Below are 25,410 nucleotides of genomic sequence, written 5' to 3'. Positions count from 1 at the left end.
GCATACATGATTAAGGAAAGATAAGCTGTCATGTGTTTGAACTTCAGAGAGGATAATGTTATGAAAAAAATTATGGTTATTTTCGGTACGAGACCCGAAGCAATAAAAATGGCACCATTAGTAAAAGAAATTGATCATAATGGGAACTTTGAAGCGAACATTGTGATTACAGCACAACATAGAGATATGTTAGATAGTGTGTTAAGTATATTTGATATTCAAGCTGATCATGATTTAAATATTATGCAAGATCAACAAACATTAGCAGGCCTTACGGCGAATGCGCTTGCTAAACTTGATAGCATCATTAATGAGGAACAGCCGGATATGATTTTAGTACATGGTGATACTACAACGACTTTTGTAGGAAGTTTGGCAGCATTTTATCATCAAATTCCGGTCGGACATGTAGAAGCTGGACTTCGAACACATCAGAAATACTCACCATTTCCTGAAGAGTTAAATCGAGTCATGGTAAGTAATATTGCTGAATTGAATTTTGCGCCAACAGTAATTGCAGCTAAAAATTTACTTTTTGAAAACAAAGACAAAGAGCGTATCTTTATTACTGGAAATACAGTTATTGACGCATTGTCAACAACAGTTCAAAATGATTTTGTTTCAACGATTATTAATAAACATAAAGGCAAGAAAGTTATTTTACTAACAGCGCATCGTCGTGAAAATATTGGGGAACCGATGCATCAGATTTTTAAAGCAGTAAGAGATTTGGCAGATGAATATAAAGATGTTGTCTTCATTTATCCAATGCATCGTAATCCAAAGGTAAGAGCGATTGCCGAAAAATATTTATCTGGGAGAAATCGGATTGAATTAATTGAGCCATTAGATGCGATTGAGTTCCATAATTTTACAAATCAATCGTACCTCGTGCTGACAGATTCTGGTGGTATTCAAGAGGAGGCTCCTACATTTGGAAAACCTGTGTTGGTATTAAGGAATCATACAGAGCGTCCCGAAGGCGTTGAGGCGGGAACATCGAGAGTAATTGGCACAGATTATGACAATATTGTTCGAAATGTGAAACAATTGATTGAGGATGATGAAGCGTATCAACGTATGAGTCAAGCGAATAATCCATATGGTGATGGACAAGCATCACGACGTATTTGTGAAGCAATAGAATATTATTTTGGATTGCGCACAGACAAGCCGGATGAATTCGTACCTTTACGTCACAAATAATAAAAAACCCCTAATCATGAAGTTGGTTTAGACAACCAGCGGTGACTAGGGGTTTTTAATATATTTATTTTTGATAGTGGTAGCCAATATCATATTTGAATACTTTATTTGATAATATTGGACTTTGCTGTCCATCGTCATCACTTTTTAAACGTACATTTTTATGAGCTTCTTTAAATACATCGGAATTCAACCAATTATTAAAGCTATCTTCAGATTCCCAAATAGTTAAGATTTTAACTTCGTCTGTATCCTCGGTATTTAATGTTTTAGTGACAAACATTTGTTGGAAGCCTTCAATAGTTTCAATACCTTGTCTATTGTAAAAACGTTCAATCGTTTCTTCCGCACTGCCTTTTTGTAATTGTAATCTATTTTCTGCCATAAACATGGGCAATCACTCCTCTATTTTATTATTTGATTTGGGTAATGTTTTTACAAATGTAAAGAGTACAGCGGTTTGTATGATAACCATTATGATTAATCCTACACGGACTGCAAGAACATCCACCATATAAATTGAAAAACCTATTACAATGTATAAGCTAATTAAAATTTTAATTTTCTGTTGTAGCGTGTAGCCTCGATGTAAATAAAAGTTTTCTACATATTCTTTATAAATTTTTTGATTAATAAGCCAATTGTAAAAGCGATCTGAACTTCGAGCAAAACAAAAAACTGCTACGAGTAAAAAAGGGGTCGTTGGCAGTAAAGGTAATACGGCACCTGCAATACCAAGCGCTGTAAATATTAAGCCAATAACGATTAAAATAAGTCGCATTGAAAAAACTCCATTCTAGTACTAATGCGCATGTAATATTGTTTTAGTAATATAAATCATGCTAAATATAATGTGTATGATAAGTGCAATGACTCAGTAAAATGAAACGTTGTTGAATTATCCTTGTCCTATTAACGCATTTTAAGCATAACTTTCATAACAACCAAACTATTTAATGAGAATTGTTCTCAAGTATTATAGTTATATTATGTGTTTTATTTTTGAAAAGTGCAATATGTTTTCGAAAATAAGATTATTTTTATGTGCAAAAACGACGCAAAAGTTTTAAAAATGAGACTTCTGTGAGCTGATTATTTTATAAAATGTAAACGCTTACTATATAATGTGAATCATATCGTTTAAAAGCATTATTAAATATGATGCTAAGAGATTTATATTATAGCCAATAAACAAAGGAGAGATAATATGGCAGTAAACGTTCGAGATTATATTGCAGAGAATTATGGTTTATTTATCAATGGGGAATTTGTTAAAGGTAGCAGTGACGAAACAATCGAAGTGACTAATCCAGCAACTGGAGAAACACTATCACATATTACAAGAGCAAAAGATAAAGATGTCGATCATGCAGTCAAAGTGGCGCAAGAGGCATTTGAATCATGGTCATTAACTTCTAAATCAGAACGTGCACAAATGTTGCGTGATATTGGTGATAAATTAATGGCACAAAAAGATAAAATTGCAATGATTGAAACATTAAATAATGGTAAACCGATTCGTGAGACAACAGCAATTGATATTCCATTTGCTGCAAGACATTTCCATTATTTCGCAAGTGTTATTGAAACAGAAGAAGGTACAGTGAATGATATCGATAAAGACACAATGAGTATCGTACGACATGAGCCGATTGGCGTCGTAGGTGCTGTTGTTGCTTGGAACTTCCCAATGCTATTAGCTGCATGGAAGATTGCGCCAGCCATTGCTGCAGGTAATACAATTGTGGTTCAACCTTCGTCTTCAACACCATTAAGTTTATTGGAAGTTGCTAAAATTTTCCAAGAGGTATTACCTAAAGGTGTTGTCAATATACTAACGGGTAAAGGTTCAGAATCAGGTAATGCAATTTTCAATCATGATGGTGTAGATAAATTATCATTTACGGGCTCAACTGATGTAGGTTATCAAGTTGCCGAAGCTGCAGCAAAACATCTAGTACCCGCTACATTAGAGCTTGGTGGTAAAAGCGCCAATATCATATTAGATGATGCTAATTTAGACATTGCAGTTGAAGGTATTCAGTTAGGTATTTTATTCAACCAAGGTGAAGTATGTAGTGCAGGTTCTCGATTATTAGTTCATGAAAAAATTTATAATCAATTGGTGCCACGTTTACAAGAGGCATTTTCAAATATTGAAGTTGGAGACCCACAAGATGAAGCTACACAAATGGGTAGTCAAACTGGTAAGGATCAATTAGATAAAATTCAATCATATATTGATGCAGCAAAAGAATCAGATGCACAAATTTTAGCAGGCGGTCATCGCTTAACTGAAAATGGATTAGATAAAGGGTTCTTCTTTGAGCCGACATTAATTGCTGTGCCAGACAATCATCACAAATTAGCACAAGAAGAAATATTTGGACCAGTGTTAACAGTTATTAAAGTGAAGGACGATCAAGAAGCAATTGATATAGCTAATGATTCTGAGTATGGTTTAGCAGGCGGTGTATTTTCTCAAAATATCACACGTGCATTAAATATTGCTAAAGCTGTACGTACAGGACGTATTTGGATTAACACTTACAACCAAGTACCAGAAGGCGCACCATTTGGTGGTTATAAAAAATCAGGTATCGGTCGAGAAACTTATAAAGGTGCGTTAAGTAACTATCAACAAGTTAAAAATATTTATATTGATACAAGCAATGCTTTAAAAGGTTTGTACTAGAATAAATATCGTTTCTGAAGCGTGTTTGTAGGTCAGTCTAGCGGTAAGTCTTAACATTTAACGGCGTTGTTTAGATTTTAAGCAAAACAAAATATATAGGAACACGTATCATGATATTAGGATATAATGACTAAAATAATAGCAGTAGGATGGTTTTTAATTGCAAATCATCTTACTGCTTTTTTTAATTATGCTAATTTGCGATGCGGCTATTATAAGGACAGAGTTGTTTATTAATTATGGTGATTTAGAAATATGAAGTTCAATATGCAAAGTCATCGTTTGTTTTAATATGTGGAACAATCATTAAAGTTATTGTGATTTTTTGAACTTAATGAAACTAAACAATAAATTTGAGATACTTTTTTGTCATTTTTATGTAACTAACACAATAATCTCGTACATTATTAAAATTTTCTATATGATAGGGATAAAGTAAAGAGCGAGTGTGCTGTAAAAGTTTTTCCAAGGTGATATTACATAAAGGTATAAAGGGTAAAGATTAATGAGTTGTCATGTGAAGAACGATGGTGTATAAATTATGGTTAATTACGGAAGCATTAATATTAATCTGAGAAGCTATAAAGAATTATTTTTAAAAGCGACAATATTAAATACGACGCATTTATTTAGGAGTGGCAAACGTATGAATGGGAAAAAGGCGAATACGATAAACAGATACAAATATTTTCATCATGTCAATCATCAAAAAATTCAACAAAGTTCTAAAAAGACGCTGTGGGCATCACTAATCATCACATTGTTATTTACAGTGATTGAATTTGTCGGAGGTTTAGTATCTAATTCATTGGCATTACTGTCAGATTCATTTCATATGCTTAGTGATGTATTAGCACTTGGTTTATCTATGTTGGCCATTTATTTTGCAAGTAAAAAGCCGACTGCACGATACACATTTGGATATTTAAGATTTGAGATATTAGCTGCATTTTTAAATGGTTTAGCATTAATTGTAATTTCAATCTGGATTTTATATGAAGCTATTGTACGTATTATTTATCCGCAACCAATTGAAAGTGGCATTATGTTTATGATTGCTAGTATTGGTTTACTCGTTAATATTATTTTGACAATTATCCTTGTAAGGTCTTTAAAACAAGAAGACAATATCAATATTCAAAGTGCATTATGGCATTTCATGGGAGACTTATTGAACTCTATTGGTGTCATCGTTGCAGTTGTATTGATTTACTTTACAGGATGGCGCATCATCGACCCAATCATTAGTATTGTAATTTCACTCATCATTTTACGTGGTGGTTATAAAATTACGCGTAATGCGTGGTTAATTTTAATGGAAAGTGTGCCTCAACATTTGGATACTGATCAAATTATGGCAGATATTAAAAACATAGATGGCATATTAGATGTACATGAATTTCATTTGTGGAGTATTACAACAGAGCATTATTCATTAAGTGCCCATGTTGTGTTAGATAAAAAATATGAGGGTGATGATTATCAAGCGATTGATCAAGTATCATCATTGTTGAAAGAAAAATATGGCATTGCACATTCAACGTTGCAAATTGAAAACTTGCAATTGAATCCATTAGACGAGCCATACTTCGACAAATTAACATAAATAAAACATTGTACAGGCTGGGACATAAATCAATGTTCTATGCTCTACGAAGTTATATTGGCAGTAGTTGACTGAACGAAAATGCGCTTGTAACAAGCTTTTTTCAATTCTAGTCAGGGGCCCCAACACAGAGAATTTCGAAAAGAAATTCTACAGGTAATGCAAGTTGGGGTGTGGGCCCCAACAAAGAGAAATTGGATTCCCAATTTCTACAGACAATGCAAGTTGGCGGGGCCCCAACATAGAAGCTGGCGGAAAGTCAGCTTACAATAATGTGCAAGTTGGGGTGGGACAACGAAATAAATTTTGCGAAAATATCATTTCTGTCCCACTCCCACGTTTGTTTTGGATTATGTTGCATCATTTAAATGATTTTCGTCAATTTCTTTGATGCTATCTACATCTAACACGACATCTTTAGGTTTCAAAATATGAATATGTTTTTCATCATTTGTATGTAAAATGCGTTCTATGATGTATCTTTGACCGGCCATTGTTTCTACAGCAATCTTTTTGTTTCTAGCTAAACTTGCTACGACAGATTCTTTATCCATAATGATAGCCCCCTATATATATGTTTATTTACTTATACCCTAACATGATTTTTATACTCTTTGAAAATATATTTTACAGAATTTTATCTAAATATTTAAAAAAATCGCTCAATATCCTTGTAATCCGATAAGAATTATAGTAATATTTTTTCAACCATTGTTATAGGAGGTCTTATTAATGACATTATTTTTATTAGAAGCTAACAATCTTGATTTTGCATCAACGAAAGAAGAACTAGAAGCAAAGGCAGCATCACTATCTACGAAGACAATTCCAACATTAATTGAAGTACAAGCTACTGAAAATTTAACTCATGGTTATTTTATTGTGGAAGCAAATGACGAAGCAGAAGCTAAACAATTTTTAACAGAAGCAGATATTAGTATTCAATTAGTCAAAGAAGTACGCTTAGTTGGTAAAGATTTAGATGAAGTTAAAAATGGTGATGCACATGTTGATTACCTTGTAACTTGGAACATTCCGGAAGGCATTACGATGGATCAATATTTAGCACGTAAAAAGAAAAATTCTGTTCATTATGAAGAAGTGCCAGAAGTTGAATTTAAACGCACATATGTATGTGAAGATATGTCTAAATGTATTTGTTTATACAACGCACCTGATGAAGAAGCGGTACGTCGCGCGCGCAAAGCAGTTGATACACCGATTGATGGCATCGAAAAACTTTAATAAGACAACAAGTTGATGAGATATATGTATTTAGGTTTGACATGGATTTCGATTGCAGTTAATTAGAATAGCTCAATGCTATAAATGTAAGTAGTTGATATGAAGAAACTAATGAACTAAATGCAAGTATTGTCTAAAACAATCATTTTATTGAAATTTAGTAGAGCTGAAATTAATATAACGTCGTTAATTGAATAACGCTTATGTTATAAGAGCACTCATACCAAACCATAATCATCTATAGATATAACAATTCACGATATAAGGGCTGTGTTTGGCATAGCCCTTTAGATATACACTTAATTCCTATTAAAATAGTAGGGATTAAAAGGGGGCTTGTCATGATTAAAATTCAACAATTACAACATCACTTTGGATCACATAAAGTAATTCATAACTTTAATTTGGACATTAGCAAGGGAGAAATAGTCACTTTCATAGGGAAAAGTGGTTGCGGAAAGTCTACTTTACTCAATATTATCGGTGGATTTATTCATCCATCGTCTGGTCGTGTCATTATTGATAACGAAATTAAACAACAGCCATCTCCAGATTGTTTAATGCTATTTCAACATCATAATTTGCTGCCATGGAAAACGATTAATGACAACATTAGGATTGGATTTCAACAGAAAATTAGTGATGAAGAGATTAACGCACAGCTTAAATTAGTTGATTTAGAAGACAGGGGAAAGCATTTTCCCGAGCAACTGTCCGGGGGTATGAAACAACGTGTGGCACTATGTCGAGCGCATGTGCATAAGCCTAACGTTATATTGATGGATGAGCCATTAGGTGCATTAGATGCATTTACACGTTATAAACTTCAGGATCAACTAGTGCAACTAAAACATAAAACGCAATCAACTATTATTTTAGTGACGCATGACATTGATGAAGCTATTTATCTTTCCGACCGCATTGTTCTGTTAGGTGAAGGGTGCAATATTATTTCTCAATATGAAATTACAGCATCACATCCACGCAGTCGTAATGATAGCCACCTACTTAAGATTCGTAATGAAATTATGGAAACATTTGCATTGAATCATCATCAAGTTGAACCTGAATATTATTTATAAGGAGTGAGTGACGATGAAAAGGTTAAGCATAATCGTCATCATTGGAATCTTTATAATTACAGGATGTGATTGGCAAAGGACGTCTAAAGAACCGTCTAAAAATGCCCAAAATCAGCAAGTGATTAAAATTGGATATTTGCCGATTACACATTCAGCTAATTTGATGATGACTAAAAAATTATTATCACAATACAATCATCCGAAATATAAACTAGAATTAGTTAAATTCAATAATTGGCCAGATTTAATGGACGCATTAAACAGTGGTCGTATTGATGGTGCATCAACTTTAATAGAGCTAGCGATGAAATCAAAACAGAAGGGCTCAAATATAAAGGCTGTGGCATTGGGCCATCATGAAGGCAATGTCATTATGGGACAAAAAGGTATGCACTTAAATGAATTTAATAATAATGGCGATGATTACCATTTTGGTATACCACATCGTTATTCAACACATTATCTTTTACTTGAGGAATTACGTAAACAATTAAAGATTAAACCGGGGCATTTTAGCTATCATGAAATGTCGCCAGCAGAAATGCCAGCCGCATTGAGTGAACACAGAATTACAGGGTATTCTGTAGCCGAACCATTCGGTGCACTGGGTGAAAAGTTAGGCAAAGGTAAGACTTTGAAACATGGTGATGACGTTATACCTGATGCGTATTGCTGTGTGCTAGTACTGAGAGGAGAATTGCTTGATCAACACAAGGATGTAGCGCAAGCATTTGTACAAGATTATAAAAAGTCTGGCTTTAAAATGAATGATCGCAAGCAAAGTGTAGACATTATGACGCATCATTTTAAACAAAGTCGTGACGTTTTAACACAGTCAGCGGCATGGACATCCTATGGTGATTTAACAATTAAGCCATCCGGCTATCAAGAAATTACGACATTGGTAAAACAACATCATTTGTTTAATCCACCTGCATATGATGACTTTGTTGAACCGTCATTGTATAAGGAGGCATCGCGTTCATGACACGTCCCACAAATAACAAATTTATATTACCTATTATCACATTTATTATTTTCTTAGGCATTTGGGAAATGGTCATTATTATTGGGCATTACCAACCTGTATTGTTACCTGGTCCTGCTCTTGTAGGAAAAAGTATATGGACTTTCATTGTTACTGGAGAAATTTTCCAACATTTAGCAATTAGTTTATGGAGATTTGTAGCGGGCTTTGTTGTCGCATTGTTGGTTGCTATTCCATTGGGCTTCTTGCTTGGAAGGAATCGTTGGCTATACAACGCTATCGAACCGCTATTTCAATTGATTAGACCGATATCTCCGATAGCATGGGCACCATTTGTTGTTCTATGGTTTGGTATTGGTAGTTTGCCAGCGATTGCGATTATTTTTATCGCTGCTTTTTTCCCAATTGTGTTCAATACTATTAAAGGCGTTAGAGACATTGAACCTCAATATTTAAAAATAGCGGCAAATTTAAATTTAACTGGGTGGTCATTGTATCGCAATATATTATTTCCCGGGGCATTTAAACAAATCATGGCTGGGATACATATGGCGGTAGGAACAAGTTGGATATTTTTAGTTTCTGGTGAAATGATTGGTGCACAATCGGGATTAGGTTTTTTAATCGTTGATGCACGAAATATGTTGAACTTAGAAGATGTTTTAGCAGCAATATTCTTTATCGGATTATTTGGTTTTATTATTGATCGATTCATTAGTTATATTGAGCAGTTTATACTTAGAAGATTTGGTGAATAAGGAGAGATGATGATGACTTTAGAAACGCTTATCAAAGAACAATTAGATCCTCATTTAGTAGAAGTTGATGAAGGGACGTATTATCCGAGAACATTTATTCAACAATTATTTGTAGATGGTTATTTCGGTGAGGCGGCATTGAGAAAAAATGCTGAAGTAATCGAAGCTGTATCGCAGTCTTGTTTGACAACAGGATTTTGTTTATGGTGACAATTAGCTTTTTCAACGTATTTAGAAAATGCCACGCAGCCACATTTAAATAATGACTTACAACAGCAATTGTTATCTGGAGAAATATTAGGTGCTACCGGATTGTCTAATCCGATGAAGTCATTTAATGATTTAGAAAAGTTGAACCTTGAACACACTTATGTTGATGGACAATTGGTTGTCAGTGGACGTATGCCAGCTGTAAGTAATATTCAAGAAGACCATTATTTTGGTGCGATTTCGAAACATGAATCATCAGATGAATTTGTCATGTTCATTCTACGTGCCAATCAAGATGGTATCACTCTCGTTGAAAAAACAAATTTTTTAGGGGTCAACGGGTCAGCAACGTATCAAATCACATTGAATCAAGTCGTAGTGCCACAATCACAAATCATCACGCATGATGCGAAGCAGTTTGCGGCAACTATTCGCCCGCAATTTATTGCTTACCAAATTCCAATAGGATTAGGCTCAATTAAAAGTTCTTTAGAGTTAATTGATGCATTTTCAAATGCGCAAAACGGAATAAATCAATATTTAGAGTATGATGTTGAAGCTTTTAAAAAACGTTATCGTCAACTTAGAGAGGAATATTATGCAATATTAGATGACGGTAACTTAACTTCACATTTAAGTGAATTAATATCATTGAAGAAGGACATCGGCTATTTATTGTTAGATGTAAATCAAGCTTCTGTCGTCAATGGTGGTTCAAGAGCGTACACACCATATTCGCCACAAGTTCGCAAGTTAAAAGAAGGATTCTTCTTCGCAGCATTAACGCCGACATTAAGACATTTAGGTAAACTTGAAGCAGAGTTGAAGGGGTAAGTGTGATAAGCTGATTTTTTGTTTAGATGCGTTTGTTGAAACATTTTTTAAAATAATATAAATCTTAGTTTATAAACATTTTCTGTTAATTTGTTATATCCTTTTAACTAGGAAAATATACATTTCGTAATAATAATAATCGTTATCATTGAAAAAGTGTTAATAAGGTGTATAATAAAAATGTGAACAATTAATGAACTTCTTATTTTAAAGAAGGTGAATACTATAGATACGCATACTAAAGAACAACAATTCTCGAATCTAGTAAGATCTTATCGTAAAGAATACGTGGGTAAAGGACCCAATAGTATTCGAGTGTCGTTTAAAGATAATTGGGCGATTGCACATATGACAGGTGTTTTGAGTAAAGTTGAGAGTTTTTACCTAAACGACAAACGCAATGAATCAATGCTCCATTATACACGCACAGAGAAGATTAAACAGATGTATAAAGAAATAGATGTAAATGAGATGGAAAGTCTTGTAGGCGCTAAGTTTGTAAAATTATTTACAGATATTGATTTGAATGATGATGAAGTCATTTCAATATTTGTTTTCGATAAGTCAATAGAATAAGTGTTGCTGGTGTAAGGTACACGGTGCTGTTTGCTAACTTCGCTTTGAATTTAACAATAATTCAAGGGGGTGGTATGTCAAACGGTGCCGTTTTTTTTGTCATATTTTTAAAACAAGCAACATGCAACACGTACTTTAAGGAAGTCAAAATTTATCATTTAGGAGAGATGGATATGAAAATCGTAGCATTATTTCCAGAAGCAGTAGAAGGTCAAGAAAATCAATTACTTAATACTAAAAAAGCATTAGGATTAAAAACATTTTTAGAGGAAAGAGGACATGAGTTCATTATATTAGCAGATAATGGTGAAGACTTAGATAAACATTTACCAGATATGGATGTGATTATTAGTGCGCCATTTTATCCTGCATATATGACTCGTGAACGTATTGAAAAAGCACCGAACTTGAAATTAGCAATTACAGCAGGTGTAGGATCTGACCATGTAGATTTAGCGGCAGCAAGTGAACACAATATTGGTGTCGTTGAAGTTACAGGAAGTAATACAGTTAGTGTGGCAGAACATGCGGTTATGGATTTATTAATACTTCTTAGAAACTATGAAGAAGGTCATCGTCAATCAGTAGAAGGTGAATGGAACTTGTCTCAAGTAGGTAATCATGCGCATGAATTACAACACAAAACAATTGGTATTTTTGGATTTGGTCGAATTGGACAACTTGTTGCTGAAAGATTAGCGCCATTTAATGTAACATTACAACACTATGATCCAATCAATCAACAAGACCATAAATTGTCTAAATTTGTAAGCTTTGATGAACTTGTTTCATCAAGTGATGCGATTACAATTCATGCACCATTAACACCAGAAACTGATAACTTATTTGATAAAGATGTTTTAAGTCGTATGAAAAAACACAGTTATTTAGTGAATACTGCACGTGGTAAAATTGTAAATCGCGATGCGTTAGTTGAAGCGTTAGCATCCGAGCATTTACAAGGATATGCTGGTGATGTTTGGTATCCACAACCTGCACCTGCTGATCATCCATGGAGAACAATGCCTAGAAATGCTATGACGGTTCACTATTCAGGTATGACTTTAGAAGCACAAAAACGCATTGAAGATGGAGTTAAAGATATTTTAGAGCGTTTCTTCAATCATGAACCTTTCCAAGATAAAGATATTATTGTTGCAAGTGGTCGTATTGCTAGTAAAAGTTATACAGCTAAATAGAATAAGGATGCTGGGCTAGCGATTAACGCTTTCAATTTTATATAAATGAATCATATAAGCACTACTGCTGTTGTAAAGATGGCAGTAGTTTTTTTATGATTACATCTAAGTATAGTCACGGCTATGTTAGGACAATGATTTAACATTTACGCACATATGTGTTCACTTACGCAATTATTGATAAATTTCATTCATTTGGAATAATATATAGTCATATAGTGCTAATTTTTTTGAGGCATTATATGCAAGATGCATTGTAAAATCGATGCATTTGTTTGTTAAATAACTTTGTATAACTAAAAATTCTTTGTTTCAACGTATAATCTAATAATAGATTTTATATAAATGGTAGTGTGTATATATGTGGATAGGGGTGTAGTTATTAATGAAACGCTTAAGTACGACTTTGAAAGTACGATTGATTAGCAATTTTTTACAGCTAATTATTACGACAGCATTTATACCGTTTATAGCACTATATTTAACAGATATGTTAAGTCAATCAATTGTCGGTATATATCTTGTTGGTTTAGTGGTTCTAAAATTTCCATTGTCCATTATATCTGGTTACCTTATTGAGATTTTTCCGAAAAAGTTGCTAGTACTTATTTATCAAGCGACGATGGTGATAATGCTTGTGTTCATGGGCGTATTTGGGTCACATCAATTGTGGCAAATTATTGGTTTTTGTGTTGCATATGCCATATTTACAATCGTTTGGGGATTACAATTTCCAGTTATGGACACATTAATTATGGATGCAATTACCGAAGACGTGGAACATTATATTTACAAGATTAGCTATTGGATGACGAACTTATCGGTAGCTATTGGGGCATTGTTAGGTGGCTTGATGTATGGCTACAGTATGTTACTACTTTTCTTAATAGCAGCTTGTATATTTTTAATTGTACTCTTTATTTTATATATTTGGTTACCTCAAGACCGAAATCAAGTAAAGCAAAGTGATGACAAGAGGCATGCAAGTCGTTATCAAAAATTACAAATAATGAATATATTTCGCAGTTATAAATTAGTTTTGAAAGACCGTAATTATATGTTATTGATTTCGGGGTTCAGTATCATCATGATGGGTGAATTTTCAATCTCCTCATATATTGCTATTAGACTAAAGGATCAGTTTGAAACAATAAGTATAGGTTCATATGATATTACAGGTGCTAAGATGTTAGCAATCTTGCTAATGATTAATACGGTCGTCGTCATTTTACTCACGTATTCAATCTCGAAAGTTGTATTGAAAATAGATTTTAAAAAAGCTTTAATCACTGGTTTGCTGATTTATATTGTTGGCTATAGTGGTCTAACCTATCTTAATCAGTTTGGCTTATTAGTTGTTTTTATGATAATTGCGACTGTAGGTGAGATTATTTATTCGCCTATAGTTTCAGAACAACGCTTTAAAATTATTCCTAAAGCTAAAAGAGGAACATATAGTGCAGTTAATGCATTAGGTATTCATTTTTCAGAAACACTAGCTAGGTTAGGGATTGTGTTGGGTGTTTTCTTAACGTCATTACAAATGGGACTGTATATGTTTATCGTTTTAACAATTGGTGCTAGCATGCTTGTTGCTGGTGTATTCGGGGGACAAAAACAAGTGAATACAAATTGAATTTATTTAAATATTTATTTTATGCATCTTTTTATATTGAAAACCTATTAATTTGGTCGTAATTAAAATAGAGATAAATTTATTAAGAATTTGTTAAAATTTAAGGATAACAATTGTTTTATGCGAGTTGTTTGTTTAATATAAACTTGCTTCATGGATATTTTGTAACAACAATATTGAATTTGCAATGAGATATGAACAAGAGAAAGTGATTAACGAGTTGTAGTGTGCTATTTATCGAAGATGTATGTAATTTACATTGAAAAATATACCAATTGTAACGATGATACAAGATGTATTTTAGGGTAGAATATATCGCTCATATGTTGCGAATGGTGTTTTATATTAATCATTACATAACGAGTTAATTAACATTTCGTCGGTTATCATTTCATCATGCAATTTCAGTAAGTAATGAGTATTATGATATGAAAGAAGGACTTTTTATGATTATGGGTAATTTGAGATTTCAACAGGAATATTTTCGTATATACAAAAATAATACAGAATCAACGACACACCGTAATGCGTATTGGGTTAAACTCGCTAAAAATGTTGAAGCTACTAAAATGATGTATGCATTATCGACAATTGTGCAACAACATGCATCTATAAGACATTTTTTTGATGTTACTACCGATGACAATTTAACAATGATACTTCATGAATTTCTGCCTTTTATTGAGATAAAACAAGTTCCATCTTCTTCCGTAAACTATGATTTAGAAGCTTTTTTTAAGCAAGAATTAAGTACTTACCATTTTAATGATTCACCTTTATTCAAATTTAAATTGTTTCAGTTCGCTGATGCTGCATATATAATATTAGATTTTCATGTGTCCATTTTCGATGATAGTCAAATTGATATTTTCATTGATGATTTATGCAATGCATATCGTGGCAATACTGTTATTAACAATACTCGACAGCATGCACATTTAAATAGAAATGATGATAAGCACAATCAAGATGCATCGCATATAGCATTAGACTCAAACTATTTTCGGTTAGAGAATAACTCTGACATCCATATTGATAGTTATTTACCAATTAAGCATCCATTTGAGCAAGCTTTATATCAAACGTATTTGATTGATGATATGACATCAATAGATATGGCATCGTTGGCTGTTAGTATGTATTTAGCTAATCATATAATGAGTCAACAACATGATGTCACATTAGGTATACATGTACCATCACATTTACCAAATGATTTACACGGAAATATTGTGCCATTAACGTTAACAATCGATGCAAAAGATGTATGTCAACGTTTTACAACAGATTTTAACAAATGTGTGTTGCAAAATATGTCGCAATTACAGTGCGCGAAGTCTTCGCTTTCATTAGAGACTATTTTTCATTGTTATCATCATATGATGTCTTGTTGTAATGATGTTATTGAGGATGTACATCAAATACATGATGCACATACATCTTTAGCGGATATTGAAATTTTTCCACATCAACACGGGTTCAAAATTATATATAACAGTGCAGCATATGATTTGCTCTCAATCGAGACGCTAAGTGACTTAGTTCGTAATATTTATTTGCAAATCACTGAAGAAAATGGAAATAAACGAACAACTGTAGATGAACTTAATTTGATGACAGAGCGTGATATTCAATTATATGACGATATCAATTTAAGTTTGCCTGAAATAGATGATGCGCAAACAGTTGTTACCTTATTTGAGCAACAAGTTGAAGCAACGCCGAATCATGTCGCTGTGCAATTTGACGGAGTGTTTATAACATATCAAACATTGAATGCACGCGCGAATGATTTAGCACACCGTTTGAGAAACCAGTACGGTGTTGAACCTAATGATCGTGTCGCTGTCATTGCTGAAAAAAGTATTGAGATGATAATAGCGATGATAGGTGTGTTGAAAGCTGGTGGGGCTTACGTGCCAATTGATACGAACTATCCAAGTGATCGTCAGGAGTACATTTTAAAAGATGCAACGCCTAAAGTTGTAATAACGTACCAAGCTTTATGTGAAAATGGTAAACAAAATATTAATCACATTGATTTGAACAAGATAGCGTGGAAAAATATTGATAATCTTTCTAAATGTAACACGTTAGAAGATCATGCGTATGTTATTTACACGTCGGGGACAACTGGTAACCCTAAAGGGACACTAATTCCACACCGAGGTATTGTTCGCTTGGTCCATCAAAATCATTATGTACCATTAAATGAAAAGACGACGATTTTGTTATCAGGAACTATAGCCTTTGATGCTGCAACATTTGAAATATATGGTGCATTGCTCAATGGTGGAAAACTGATTGTTGCTAAAAAAGAACAATTATTAAATCCAATAGCGTTAGAACAATTGATCAATGAAAATGACGTTAATACTATGTGGTTAACCTCCTCATTATTTAATCAGATTGCTAGTGAACGAATAGAAGTATTGGTACCGTTAAAGTATTTATTAATTGGTGGAGAAGTATTGAATGCTAAGTGGGTGGATTTGCTTAATCAAAGATCGAAGCATCCTCAAATTATTAATGGTTATGGACCAACTGAAAATACAACATTTACAACGACGTATAATATACCTAACAAAGTTCCAAATCGTATTCCTATTGGTAAACCAATTCTTGGTACTCATGTTTATATCATGCAAGGCGAGCGTCGATGTGGTGTTGGTATTCCTGGAGAATTATGTACAAGTGGCTTTGGGTTAGCTGCAGGTTATTTAAATCAGCCAGAATTAACAGCAGATAAATTTATCAAAGATTCAAATATAAATCAGCTGATGTATAGAAGTGGTGATATCGTTCGTCTGTTACCCGATGGCAACATAGATTATTTATATCGAAAGGACAAACAAGTTAAGATTCGAGGGTTTAGGATTGAATTGTCAGAGATTGAGCATGCGCTCGAGCGTATACAAGGTATTAATAAAGCTGTTGTTATTGTTCAAAATCATAATCAAGATCAGTATATCGTTGCTTATTATGAAGCGATGCATACATTATCACATAATAAGATTAAATCACAATTACGTATGACCTTACCGGAGTACATGATACCAGTTAATTTTATGCATATTGAGCAAATTCCTATTACTATTAATGGGAAATTAGATAAGAAGGCATTGCCTATCATGGACTATGTCGATACGGATGCCTATGTAGCACCGAGTACAGATACCGAACACTTGCTATGCCAAATTTTTGCAGATATTTTACATGTGAATCAAGTAGGTATTCATGATAATTTCTTTGAATTAGGTGGCCATTCATTAAAAGCAACGTTAGTGGTGAATCGGATAGAGGCATCTACTGGGAAACGATTACAAATTGGTGATTTATTACAAAAGCCAACTGTATTTGAACTAGCACAAGCGATTGCTAAGGTTCAAGAACAAAACTATGAAGTGATTCCAGAAGCTATAGTTAAAGATGATTATGTGCTGAGCTCTGCACAAAAGCGTATGTATTTATTATGGAAATCAAACCATAAAGATACGGTGTATAACGTACCTTTTTTATGGCGGTTATCATCAGGACTTAATGTAGCTCAATTGCAACAAGCAGTTCAGCATTTGATAGCGCGACATGAGATTCTACGAACACAATATATTGTTGTAGATGATGAGGTTCGACAACGTATTGTGGCAGATGTTGTAGCTGACTTTGAAGAAGTTAACACGCATTTTACGGATGAACAAGAAATCATGCGCCAATTTGTGGCACCTTTTAATTTGGAAAAGCCAAGTCAAATTAGAGTGAGATACATTAGAAGTCCCTTACATGCATACCTGTTTATAGATACACATCATATCATTAATGACGGTATGAGTAATATACAATTAATGAATGATCTTAACGCACTTTATCAACATAAATTATTGTTACCACTTAAATTGCAATATAAAGACTATAGTGAGTGGATGTCGCATCGTGATATGACGAAACATAGACAATATTGGTTATCTCAATTCAAAGATGAAGTACCTATTTTAAGCTTACCGACAGACTATGTTAGACCAAATATTAAAACGACAAATGGAGCAATGATGACATTTACAATGAATCAACAAATGAGACAGCTACTTCAAAAGTATGTAGAAAAGCATCAAATTACTGATTTTATGTTCTTTATGAGTGTGGTTATGACGTTGTTAAGCAGATATGCTCGAAAAGATGATGTTGTTGTCGGTAGTGTGATGAGTGCGCGTATGCATAAAGGCACGGAGCAAATGCTAGGCATGTTTGCTAATACGTTGGTATATAGAGGGCAACCGTCACCTGATAAAATGTGGACACAGTTTTTACAAGAGGTTAAGGAAATGAGTTTGGAGGCATACGAGCATCAAGAATACCCATTCGAATGTTTAGTAAATGACTTAGATCAATCACATGATGCCTCACGGAATCCATTATTTGATGTCATGTTAGTACTACAAAACAATGAAACGAATCATGCTCATTTTGGGCATAGTAAATTAACACACATTCAACCCAAATCAGTGACGGCGAAATTTGATTTATCTTTCATCATTGAAGAAGATCGCGATGACTATATAATCAATATCGAGTATAATACCGATTTATATCACTCAGAAACAGTTCGTCACATGGGTAATCAATGTATGATTATGATTGATTATATTTTGAAGCATCAAGATACACTACAAATTTGTGATATACCAAACGGCACGGAGGAACTTCTAAATTGGGTCAATACGCATGTTAACGATCGAATGCTTAATGTCCCGGGAAATAAATCTATCATAAGTTACTTTAATGAAGCTGTCTCACGACAAGGTAATCATGTTGCGCTAGTCATGAATGATTTGACAATGACGTATGAAACATTACGCAACTATGTGGATGCCATTGCGCACATGCTTCTATCAAATGGTGTGGGCAATGGTCAACGGGTTGCCTTGTTTACAGAACGTAGTTTTGAAATGATTGCGGCGATGTTGGCGACAGTTAAAGTAGGTGCATCTTATATACCTATCGATATTGATTTTCCGAAAAAGCGACAAGGCGCAATTTTGGAGGATGCTAAAGTAACTGCAGTCATGTCTTACGGCGTTGAAATTGAAACGACATTACCAGTCATTCAATTGGAAAATGCTAAAGGCTTTGTTGAATCAAAGGAAAATGAACAATATGATGATTTACATGGCAATCAACTTGAAAACACAGCGATGTTAGATAATGAGATGTATGCTATTTACACATCTGGTACGACCGGGATGCCTAAAGGGGTTGCCATACGACAACGAAATTTGTTGAATTTAGTGCATGCATGGTCAACTGAATTGCAATTAGGCGACAATGAAGTATTTTTGCAACATGCAAATATTGTTTTTGATGCATCAGTTATGGAGATTTATTGTTGTTTGTTAAATGGTCATACGCTTGTGATTCCAGATAGAGAGGAACGTGTTAATCCAGAACAGTTACAACAACTCATTAATAAGCATCGTGTGACGGTTGCGTCGATTCCGTTACAGATGTGTAGTATTATGGAAGACTTTTATATTGAAAAGTTGATTACAGGCGGGGCAACTAGTACGGCATCCTTTGTTAAATATATTGAGAAGCATTGTGGCACGTATTTCAATGCCTATGGACCATCTGAGTCAACAGTCATCACATCGTTTTGGTCACATCATTGTGGTGATTTGATACCTGAGACGATTCCAATTGGCAAACCCTTATCTAACATCCAAGTGTATATTATGTCAGATGGTTTGTTATGCGGTATTGGTATGCCAGGCGAGTTGTGTATTGCAGGTGATAGTTTAGCGATAGGATATATTAACCGTCCAGAATTAATGGCTGATAAATGGCAAAATAATCCATTTGGTAAAGGAAAGTTGTATCATAGTGGTGATTTAGCACGTTATACATCTGATGGTCAAATTGAATTTTTAGGAAGAATAGATAAACAAGTGAAAGTTAACGGGTACCGTATTGAACTTGATGAAATTGAAAATGTAATATTAGCTATTCGTGGTATATCTGATTGTGTTGTAACAGTAAGTCACTTTGATACGCATGATATATTGAATGCTTATTATGTCGGAGAGCAACAAGTGGAGCAGGATTTGAAGCAATATTTAAATGATCAGCTGCCTAAGTATATGATTCCTAAGACTATAACGCATATCGATTGTATGCCATTAACCACGAATGACAAGGTGGATACTACGCGTTTGCCAAATCCATCACCTATACAACAGTCTAATAAAGTGTATAGCGAACCCTCTAATGAAATTGAGCAGACATTTGTTGATGTATTTGGAGAGGTATTGAAACAAAATGATGTCGGTGTTGACGATGATTTCTTTGAACTTGGTGGTAACTCATTAGAGGCGATGTTAGTTGTCTCGCATTTAAAACGATTTGGCCATCATATTTCAATGCAGACATTATACCAATATAAAACCGTGCGACAGATTGTTAATTATATGCACCAAAATCAACAATCATTAGTTGCATTACCGGATAATCTTTCGGAATTACAAAAGATTGTTATGTCTCGTTATAACTTGGGTATTTTAGAGGATAGTCTAAGTCATCGACCTATAGGAAATACACTATTGACTGGCGCGACAGGGTTTTTAGGTGCTTATCTGATTGAAGCACTACAAGGATACAGTCATCGCATTTATTGTTTCATACGTGCTGATAATGAGGAAATAGCATGGTATAAGTTGATGACGAATTTAAATGATTATTTTTCAGAAGAGACGGTTGAAATAATGTTATCAAACATTGAAGTCATTGTTGGTGATTTCGAGTGTATGGATGATGTTGTTTTACCAGAAAACATGGATACGATTATTCATGCAGGTGCTCGTACAGATCACTTTGGTGATGATGATGAATTTGAAAAAGTAAATGTTCAAGGTACTGTTGATGTCATACGTTTGGCACAACAACATCATGCAAGGTTAATATATGTGTCTACGATAAGTGTGGGAACTTATTTTGATATAGACACAGAAGATGTGACATTTTCAGAAGCGGATGTCTATAAAGGGCAACTACTAACATCACCATATACACGGAGCAAATTTTATAGTGAATTAAAAGTATTAGAAGCTGTAAATAATGGCTTAGATGGTCGGATTGTACGTGTTGGTAATTTGACGAATCCTTACAATGGAAGATGGCATATGAGAAATATAAAGACTAACCGTTTTTCAATGGTAATGAATGATTTGTTACAACTGGATTGTATCGGGGTTAGCATGGCTGAAATGCCTGTAGATTTTTCTTTTGTGGATACGACTGCAAGACAAATTGTCGCATTAGCACAGGTCAACACACCACAAATCATTTACCATGTGCTATCACCTAATAAAATGCCGGTGAAATCTTTGTTAGAATGCGTTAAGCGCAAAGAAATTGAACTCGTCAGCGATGAATCATTTAATGAAATTTTACAGAAACAAGACATGTACGAAACGATTGGATTAACTAGTGTTGACCGTGAACAACAACTAGCAATGATAGATACAACATTAACATTAAAAATAATGAATCACATCAGTGAAAAATGGCCAACGATAACTAACAATTGGCTGTATCATTGGGCACAATATATCAAAACAATATTCAATAAGTAAGTAGGGAAAGTTATGACAGTATTTGTAATGCAATTACAGAGTAACTTGAAAAGTATTGAAGAATTAATATCACAAAGTCGTTGGTCATATAAAAAACCGCGTACAGTCAACTATAGATACAATCAAGATAAACTCATGCACAGATTGGGAGATATTTTAGTGCAATATGGACTTCAACATGACACAGGTTTATTACCACATGAATGGCATTATCACATTTCGCCACGAGGTAAGGCAGATATTGTTCAACACAATCGTGATGGACAGCCCATCTATGTGAGCTTATCATATAGTTATCCTTATATCGTGTGTGTTGTCGATAAAGAACCAGTTGGTATTGATATCGAAAAGATATCACAACGTTTAGACTGGCGTACGTTAGTGACGTGTTTCTCTACAAACGAAGCACATCAAATATGTAGTTTAAATGATTTTTATCAAATATGGACACAAAAAGAAAGTTTTACAAAATTGATTGGTGAAGGTTTAATCAAAGGATTGGATATTTATGATATGACACAATCACACTTTTATCAATCACGTGAAGTGAAGTTCAAACAATTTATTTTTGATCAGTTTATGGTACAGGTATGTTTCTTAGGACAGGCACCCTGGGGTTATAAAAAAGTGTCTGTATTTCAGTTATTGAGTAGTTAATATGACGTCTGACAGTATCATTGCGCAGTGATTTTAAACTATACTGCCTAAATGTTTACTGTTAGATGTTTTTTTATTGGAAAAACGAAAGGTGAATACACGATGGCATCATTCAAAATCATGACGAGATTAAAGTAAGTGATAAGGTGAAAATATACTGAGCAATATTGAAATTACCGAAAATAATAGTTTGTTGCGACGCATTTGAGACTTTAATGCTCACGTAAGTTGGCTGGAATCATATCATGTCAGTTAATAAAATAACGTGAGCATCAATCATCATACTCAAACGATGATTTAAAACTCACGTCAATGTTAGTCAGTGTATTAATTTAATTTATAGCGATAGACAAAATGTTGTCGCACTAATTCAATTGTCATCATCCAGACGATATGGCCAAAGAATTCTGACAGATGCTCTTGGAATGGTTGATCCCACACAGCAGGTACAGTATGCATGATTGGCATAATGATAAGGTGGAATAATACCCAAATAGCAATACCAAAAACAGCACCTTGTCCCATTGCTAAGTAAGCGTATTTTTTAACTAATATGCAGTAAATAATTGCAATGACGATAGAAAAACTAAAGTGGACAATAAAGCTTACCCAAGGCAATTCCATATTTGAAAATGTATATGTTTGATGCGTAAACTCACTACTAAATCCTAATTGTTGCAATAACTCTTGAGGTGGGTTCGTTGCATTACGTTCTGGTGTGCGAGGTGGAAACATGACCTCCCAACCTAATTTTACAATTCCAGATAACAAGCCACCGATAATTCCAGCATAAATGAATATACCCATTTGTCGTTTCGTCAACTTAAGGACTCCTCTCTATTTACTATCCTCATTATAGTATTTTGTGAAAATAATCACAATAAAAAGCTTTGCAAAACTTAAAATATTTTGATAAACAAATTTGTAAAAGGTTATTAGTTTTTTACATCTCATATTGTATCGTACTGTATTCAAAATTGTTAACGAGATGAACGGTAAATAAATGTTTTAGCGCAATGGATAATCGAACTGGAATCATCGCGTGTCAAAACTTGTTAGGCCTTAATTTCATAGTTATGAATTAAGGATTGTTGTGCCAACAAAATCATTATTGTAAATAGATTCAATGATATTTGGCTTGTTTCCTGATGCAATGATAACTTTAGGACAGCCATTTTCAATCGCATTTTTGGCATCTAGCACTTTGGGAATCATACCTCCATAAATATCACCATGTTCAATATATTGATGAATATCGACTAATGGCAATTGAGGTATAACCACATCATTGATGAGTACACCTGCAATATTACTTAATACATAAATAGGCGCTTTTAATGATGATGCAATAAAATAGGCAAGCGTGTCAGCATTAATATTGTAAAATTCTCCATCATGGTTATTGAAACCAATCGAATTGATGATAGGTACAAATTTAGTACATATATACTGTAAAGCATCCTTATTTAAAGCGGTCGGGACACCGACATATCCATATTGTTGATCAAAACGTTTAATTTCAAATAATTGAGCATCCAAACCACATAAGCCTATCGCAGAACATTGGTGCTGGTTAAATTGAGCTACTAATGCAGTGTTAACGTCTGCAATGAGCGTGTGTTTAGTAATGGTCATGGTTGCTTTATCAGTCACTCTTAGGCCATTAACAAAGTGTGGCTCGATTTGCTGGTTTGATAATGCATCATTAATAAATGGGCCACCGCCATGAACGATAATAGGGTAGATGTTGTTTAATCGTAAATGCTTAATATTGTTAATAATTGATGGATGCATGTCACTAAGTGTACTGCCACCAATTTTAATGACAATAAATTTCATCTAACCAACACCACCTTATGTTCGATATGATGCGTTGATACGCACATAATCATAGGATAAATCACAACCGTATGCAGTCGCTGCAGCGTTACCTAAACCAAGCTGAACGTCAATTGTGACATTTTCATGAGTTAATGTATTCGACATAGCTTGCTCATCAAATAGTACAGCCATACCTTTATCAACGACAGGTATTTGGTTCAGTTGAACATATGTGCAGTTAGGATCAATTTCACATCCGCTGTAGCCAATAGCTGTAATGATTCGACCAAAATTGGCATCTTCGCCAAAAATAGCTGATTTTACTAGATTTGAACTTACGATAGTTTTACCGATTTTTCTTGCATCTGATATTGATTTAGCGCCTGACACATTGACGCTGATTAACTTTGTTGCGCCTTCGCCATCTCTGGCTATAGCTTTAGCTAAAAATGTACAGACAAAATTGAATGCATCAACAAATGTTTCCCATTGTGGATGGTCTTGACTAAGTATTTGGTGTTCAACTTGGTGATTTGCCATGACTAATACCATGTCATTTGTACTTGTATCGCCATCAACAGTAATCATATTAAATGTATGGTCAGTCGAAGATTTTAATAATTGATGAAGTGTATTCGATTCAATCGATGCATCGGTTGTTATAAAAGCAAGCATGGTAGCCATATTTGGGTGAATCATACCTGAACCTTTGGCGCTACCACCAATTGTAACGGTTTTACCATCGATTTTTAGTGATACAGCGATATGTTTTGTACAGGTATCAGTTGTTAAAATTGCCTCGTTAAACGCACCTGGCGTTGCAAAATTAGCATCCTTAATATGTTCGGTCCCAGTCTTAATTTTATCCATAGGCAAATATTCACCAATGACCCCAGTTGAAGCAACAGCAACATGCTCAGATGGTATTTGAAGTTGTTGAGCAACCCATGTTTGTGTTTGTCGTGCATCATCTATGCCTTGTTGACCGGTACAAGAATTTGCATTAGCTGAATTAACAACAAGTGCTTGTAATTTTCCTTTAGACTTTTGTAAAGTGTCTTCAGTGACAATAAGTGGTGCAGCTTTAAACTGATTTAAAGTATATACGGCAGCTGCACTTGCCAAAGACGATGAGTAAATCCACCCAAAGTCTTTTTTGTTAGCGCGTAAACCGATGTGCATACCACCAGCCGTGAAGCCTTGAGGTGTACTGATATCGCCATGTTTAATAATTGAAAAGTTATATTGTTGTGATGTCGTTTCTTGATGTTTCAT

General features: G+C 34.2%; 18 protein-coding genes and 1 pseudogene. 13 read left to right on the top strand and 6 right to left on the bottom strand.

Going from position 1 to position 25,410, the window contains the following annotated elements:
• Positions 1–60: 60 nt before the first annotated feature.
• Entirely contained in the window at positions 61–1,206 is a 1,146-nt protein-coding gene (cap8P, locus tag IDG64_RS09470) for a type 8 capsular polysaccharide synthesis protein Cap8P (RefSeq protein ID WP_000723452.1), read from the top strand.
• Positions 1,207–1,270: 64 nt separating this feature from the next.
• On the opposite strand, the gene isdI is transcribed toward cap8P, so the two are convergent.
• Positions 1,271–1,597 (bottom strand): staphylobilin-forming heme oxygenase IsdI, encoded by a 327-nt coding sequence (gene isdI / locus IDG64_RS09465; RefSeq protein WP_000480603.1) that lies wholly within the window; start codon positions 1,595–1,597, stop codon positions 1,271–1,273.
• 6 nt (positions 1,598–1,603) lie between these two features.
• Positions 1,604–1,987 (bottom strand): YbaN family protein, encoded by a 384-nt coding sequence (locus IDG64_RS09460; RefSeq protein ID WP_001237005.1) that lies wholly within the window; start codon positions 1,985–1,987, stop codon positions 1,604–1,606.
• 426 nt (positions 1,988–2,413) lie between these two features.
• On the opposite strand from IDG64_RS09460, the gene IDG64_RS09455 reads away from it, so the two are divergent.
• Positions 2,414–3,901 carry an aldehyde dehydrogenase family protein gene (locus tag IDG64_RS09455; RefSeq protein ID WP_000290402.1) on the top strand — a complete coding sequence of 496 codons (1,488 nt, stop codon included), beginning with the start codon at positions 2,414–2,416 and terminating at the stop codon, positions 3,899–3,901.
• A gap of 646 nt (positions 3,902–4,547) precedes the next feature.
• On the top strand, positions 4,548–5,507 hold the full coding sequence (locus IDG64_RS09450; protein ID WP_001013481.1) for a cation diffusion facilitator family transporter: 960 nt from the start codon (positions 4,548–4,550) through the stop codon (positions 5,505–5,507).
• 350 nt (positions 5,508–5,857) lie between these two features.
• On the opposite strand, the gene IDG64_RS09445 is transcribed toward IDG64_RS09450, so the two are convergent.
• Entirely contained in the window at positions 5,858–6,061 is a 204-nt protein-coding gene (locus IDG64_RS09445; protein WP_000356963.1) for a hypothetical protein, read from the bottom strand.
• A gap of 178 nt (positions 6,062–6,239) precedes the next feature.
• Here IDG64_RS09445 and IDG64_RS09440 point away from each other — a divergent pair, with 178 nt between their 5' ends.
• From IDG64_RS09440 to ausB, 10 genes and pseudogenes are all read left to right on the top strand, one after another.
• On the top strand, positions 6,240–6,752 hold the full coding sequence (locus IDG64_RS09440) for a DUF4242 domain-containing protein (RefSeq protein ID WP_000171919.1): 513 nt from the start codon (positions 6,240–6,242) through the stop codon (positions 6,750–6,752).
• A 341-nt stretch (positions 6,753–7,093) separates the two neighbouring features.
• The gene (locus IDG64_RS09435) at positions 7,094–7,834 is read left to right on the top strand and encodes an ABC transporter ATP-binding protein (protein ID WP_000590838.1); all 741 of its coding nucleotides are present in this window, start codon (positions 7,094–7,096) and stop codon (positions 7,832–7,834) included.
• A 13-nt stretch (positions 7,835–7,847) separates the two neighbouring features.
• Entirely contained in the window at positions 7,848–8,822 is a 975-nt protein-coding gene (locus IDG64_RS09430) for an ABC transporter substrate-binding protein (RefSeq protein WP_000826671.1), read from the top strand.
• Positions 8,819–9,580: an ABC transporter permease gene (locus tag IDG64_RS09425; protein ID WP_000197961.1), complete on the top strand. Its 762-nt coding sequence runs from the start codon at positions 8,819–8,821 to the stop codon at positions 9,578–9,580. The genes IDG64_RS09430 and IDG64_RS09425 overlap by 4 nt, the downstream gene beginning before the upstream one ends.
• A 12-nt stretch (positions 9,581–9,592) precedes the next feature.
• Positions 9,593–10,624 (top strand): annotated as a pseudogene (locus IDG64_RS09420) (acyl-CoA dehydrogenase).
• Positions 10,625–10,840: 216 nt separating this feature from the next.
• Positions 10,841–11,200 carry a Na-translocating system protein MpsC family protein gene (locus IDG64_RS09415; protein ID WP_001092004.1) on the top strand — a complete coding sequence of 120 codons (360 nt, stop codon included), beginning with the start codon at positions 10,841–10,843 and terminating at the stop codon, positions 11,198–11,200.
• 173 nt (positions 11,201–11,373) lie between these two features.
• Positions 11,374–12,399: an NAD-dependent formate dehydrogenase gene (locus IDG64_RS09410; RefSeq protein WP_014533149.1), complete on the top strand. Its 1,026-nt coding sequence runs from the start codon at positions 11,374–11,376 to the stop codon at positions 12,397–12,399.
• A gap of 385 nt (positions 12,400–12,784) precedes the next feature.
• Complete coding sequence (locus IDG64_RS09405) at positions 12,785–14,035, top strand: MDR family MFS transporter (RefSeq protein WP_000826862.1); 1,251 nt, start codon at positions 12,785–12,787, stop codon at positions 14,033–14,035.
• Positions 14,036–14,481: 446 nt separating this feature from the next.
• The gene (gene ausA / locus IDG64_RS09400; protein WP_024936840.1) at positions 14,482–21,657 is read left to right on the top strand and encodes an aureusimine non-ribosomal peptide synthetase AusA; all 7,176 of its coding nucleotides are present in this window, start codon (positions 14,482–14,484) and stop codon (positions 21,655–21,657) included.
• Positions 21,658–21,669: 12 nt separating this feature from the next.
• Positions 21,670–22,314 carry an aureusimine biosynthesis 4'-phosphopantetheinyl transferase AusB gene (ausB, locus tag IDG64_RS09395; RefSeq protein ID WP_016169028.1) on the top strand — a complete coding sequence of 215 codons (645 nt, stop codon included), beginning with the start codon at positions 21,670–21,672 and terminating at the stop codon, positions 22,312–22,314.
• Positions 22,315–22,641: 327 nt separating this feature from the next.
• Here the strand turns inward: ausB and IDG64_RS09390 are convergent, their stop codons facing one another.
• The 3 genes from IDG64_RS09390 to argJ form a co-directional block, all read right to left on the bottom strand.
• The gene (locus IDG64_RS09390) at positions 22,642–23,121 is read right to left on the bottom strand and encodes a YagU family protein (RefSeq protein ID WP_001802886.1); all 480 of its coding nucleotides are present in this window, start codon (positions 23,119–23,121) and stop codon (positions 22,642–22,644) included.
• Between the two features lie 267 nt (positions 23,122–23,388).
• A complete protein-coding gene (gene argB, locus IDG64_RS09385) occupies positions 23,389–24,153 on the bottom strand; it encodes an acetylglutamate kinase (protein WP_000668881.1) in 765 nt (254 codons plus the stop codon).
• 15 nt (positions 24,154–24,168) lie between these two features.
• Positions 24,169–25,410 carry a bifunctional glutamate N-acetyltransferase/amino-acid acetyltransferase ArgJ gene (gene argJ, locus IDG64_RS09380; protein WP_000682608.1) on the bottom strand — a complete coding sequence of 414 codons (1,242 nt, stop codon included), beginning with the start codon at positions 25,408–25,410 and terminating at the stop codon, positions 24,169–24,171.

The organism is Staphylococcus sp. EG-SA-15 (genome assembly GCF_017151895.1).
In the GTDB taxonomy this organism is placed as follows: domain Bacteria; phylum Bacillota; class Bacilli; order Staphylococcales; family Staphylococcaceae; genus Staphylococcus; species Staphylococcus aureus.
Note: the sequence above shows the minus strand (reverse complement) of the source record. Positions and strands in the feature narration are given on the sequence as shown.

Excerpts from the sequence above, each read along its gene's own strand:
- cap8P (WP_000723452.1), top strand. The coding sequence starts at position 61 with ATGAAAAAAATTATGGTTATTTTCGGTACGAGACCCGAAGCAATAAAA.
- isdI (WP_000480603.1), bottom strand. The coding sequence starts at position 1,597 with ATGTTTATGGCAGAAAATAGATTACAATTACAAAAAGGCAGTGCGGAA.
- IDG64_RS09460 (WP_001237005.1), bottom strand. The coding sequence starts at position 1,987 with ATGCGACTTATTTTAATCGTTATTGGCTTAATATTTACAGCGCTTGGT.
- IDG64_RS09455 (WP_000290402.1), top strand. The coding sequence starts at position 2,414 with ATGGCAGTAAACGTTCGAGATTATATTGCAGAGAATTATGGTTTATTT.
- IDG64_RS09450 (WP_001013481.1), top strand. The coding sequence starts at position 4,548 with ATGAATGGGAAAAAGGCGAATACGATAAACAGATACAAATATTTTCAT.
- IDG64_RS09445 (WP_000356963.1), bottom strand. The coding sequence starts at position 6,061 with ATGGATAAAGAATCTGTCGTAGCAAGTTTAGCTAGAAACAAAAAGATT.
- IDG64_RS09440 (WP_000171919.1), top strand. The coding sequence starts at position 6,240 with ATGACATTATTTTTATTAGAAGCTAACAATCTTGATTTTGCATCAACG.
- IDG64_RS09435 (WP_000590838.1), top strand. The coding sequence starts at position 7,094 with ATGATTAAAATTCAACAATTACAACATCACTTTGGATCACATAAAGTA.
- IDG64_RS09430 (WP_000826671.1), top strand. The coding sequence starts at position 7,848 with ATGAAAAGGTTAAGCATAATCGTCATCATTGGAATCTTTATAATTACA.
- IDG64_RS09425 (WP_000197961.1), top strand. The coding sequence starts at position 8,819 with ATGACACGTCCCACAAATAACAAATTTATATTACCTATTATCACATTT.
- IDG64_RS09410 (WP_014533149.1), top strand. The coding sequence starts at position 11,374 with ATGAAAATCGTAGCATTATTTCCAGAAGCAGTAGAAGGTCAAGAAAAT.
- IDG64_RS09405 (WP_000826862.1), top strand. The coding sequence starts at position 12,785 with ATGAAACGCTTAAGTACGACTTTGAAAGTACGATTGATTAGCAATTTT.
- ausA (WP_024936840.1), top strand. The coding sequence starts at position 14,482 with ATGATTATGGGTAATTTGAGATTTCAACAGGAATATTTTCGTATATAC.
- ausB (WP_016169028.1), top strand. The coding sequence starts at position 21,670 with ATGACAGTATTTGTAATGCAATTACAGAGTAACTTGAAAAGTATTGAA.
- IDG64_RS09390 (WP_001802886.1), bottom strand. The coding sequence starts at position 23,121 with ATGGGTATATTCATTTATGCTGGAATTATCGGTGGCTTGTTATCTGGA.
- argB (WP_000668881.1), bottom strand. The coding sequence starts at position 24,153 with ATGAAATTTATTGTCATTAAAATTGGTGGCAGTACACTTAGTGACATG.
- argJ (WP_000682608.1), bottom strand. The coding sequence starts at position 25,410 with ATGAAACATCAAGAAACGACATCACAACAATATAACTTTTCAATTATT.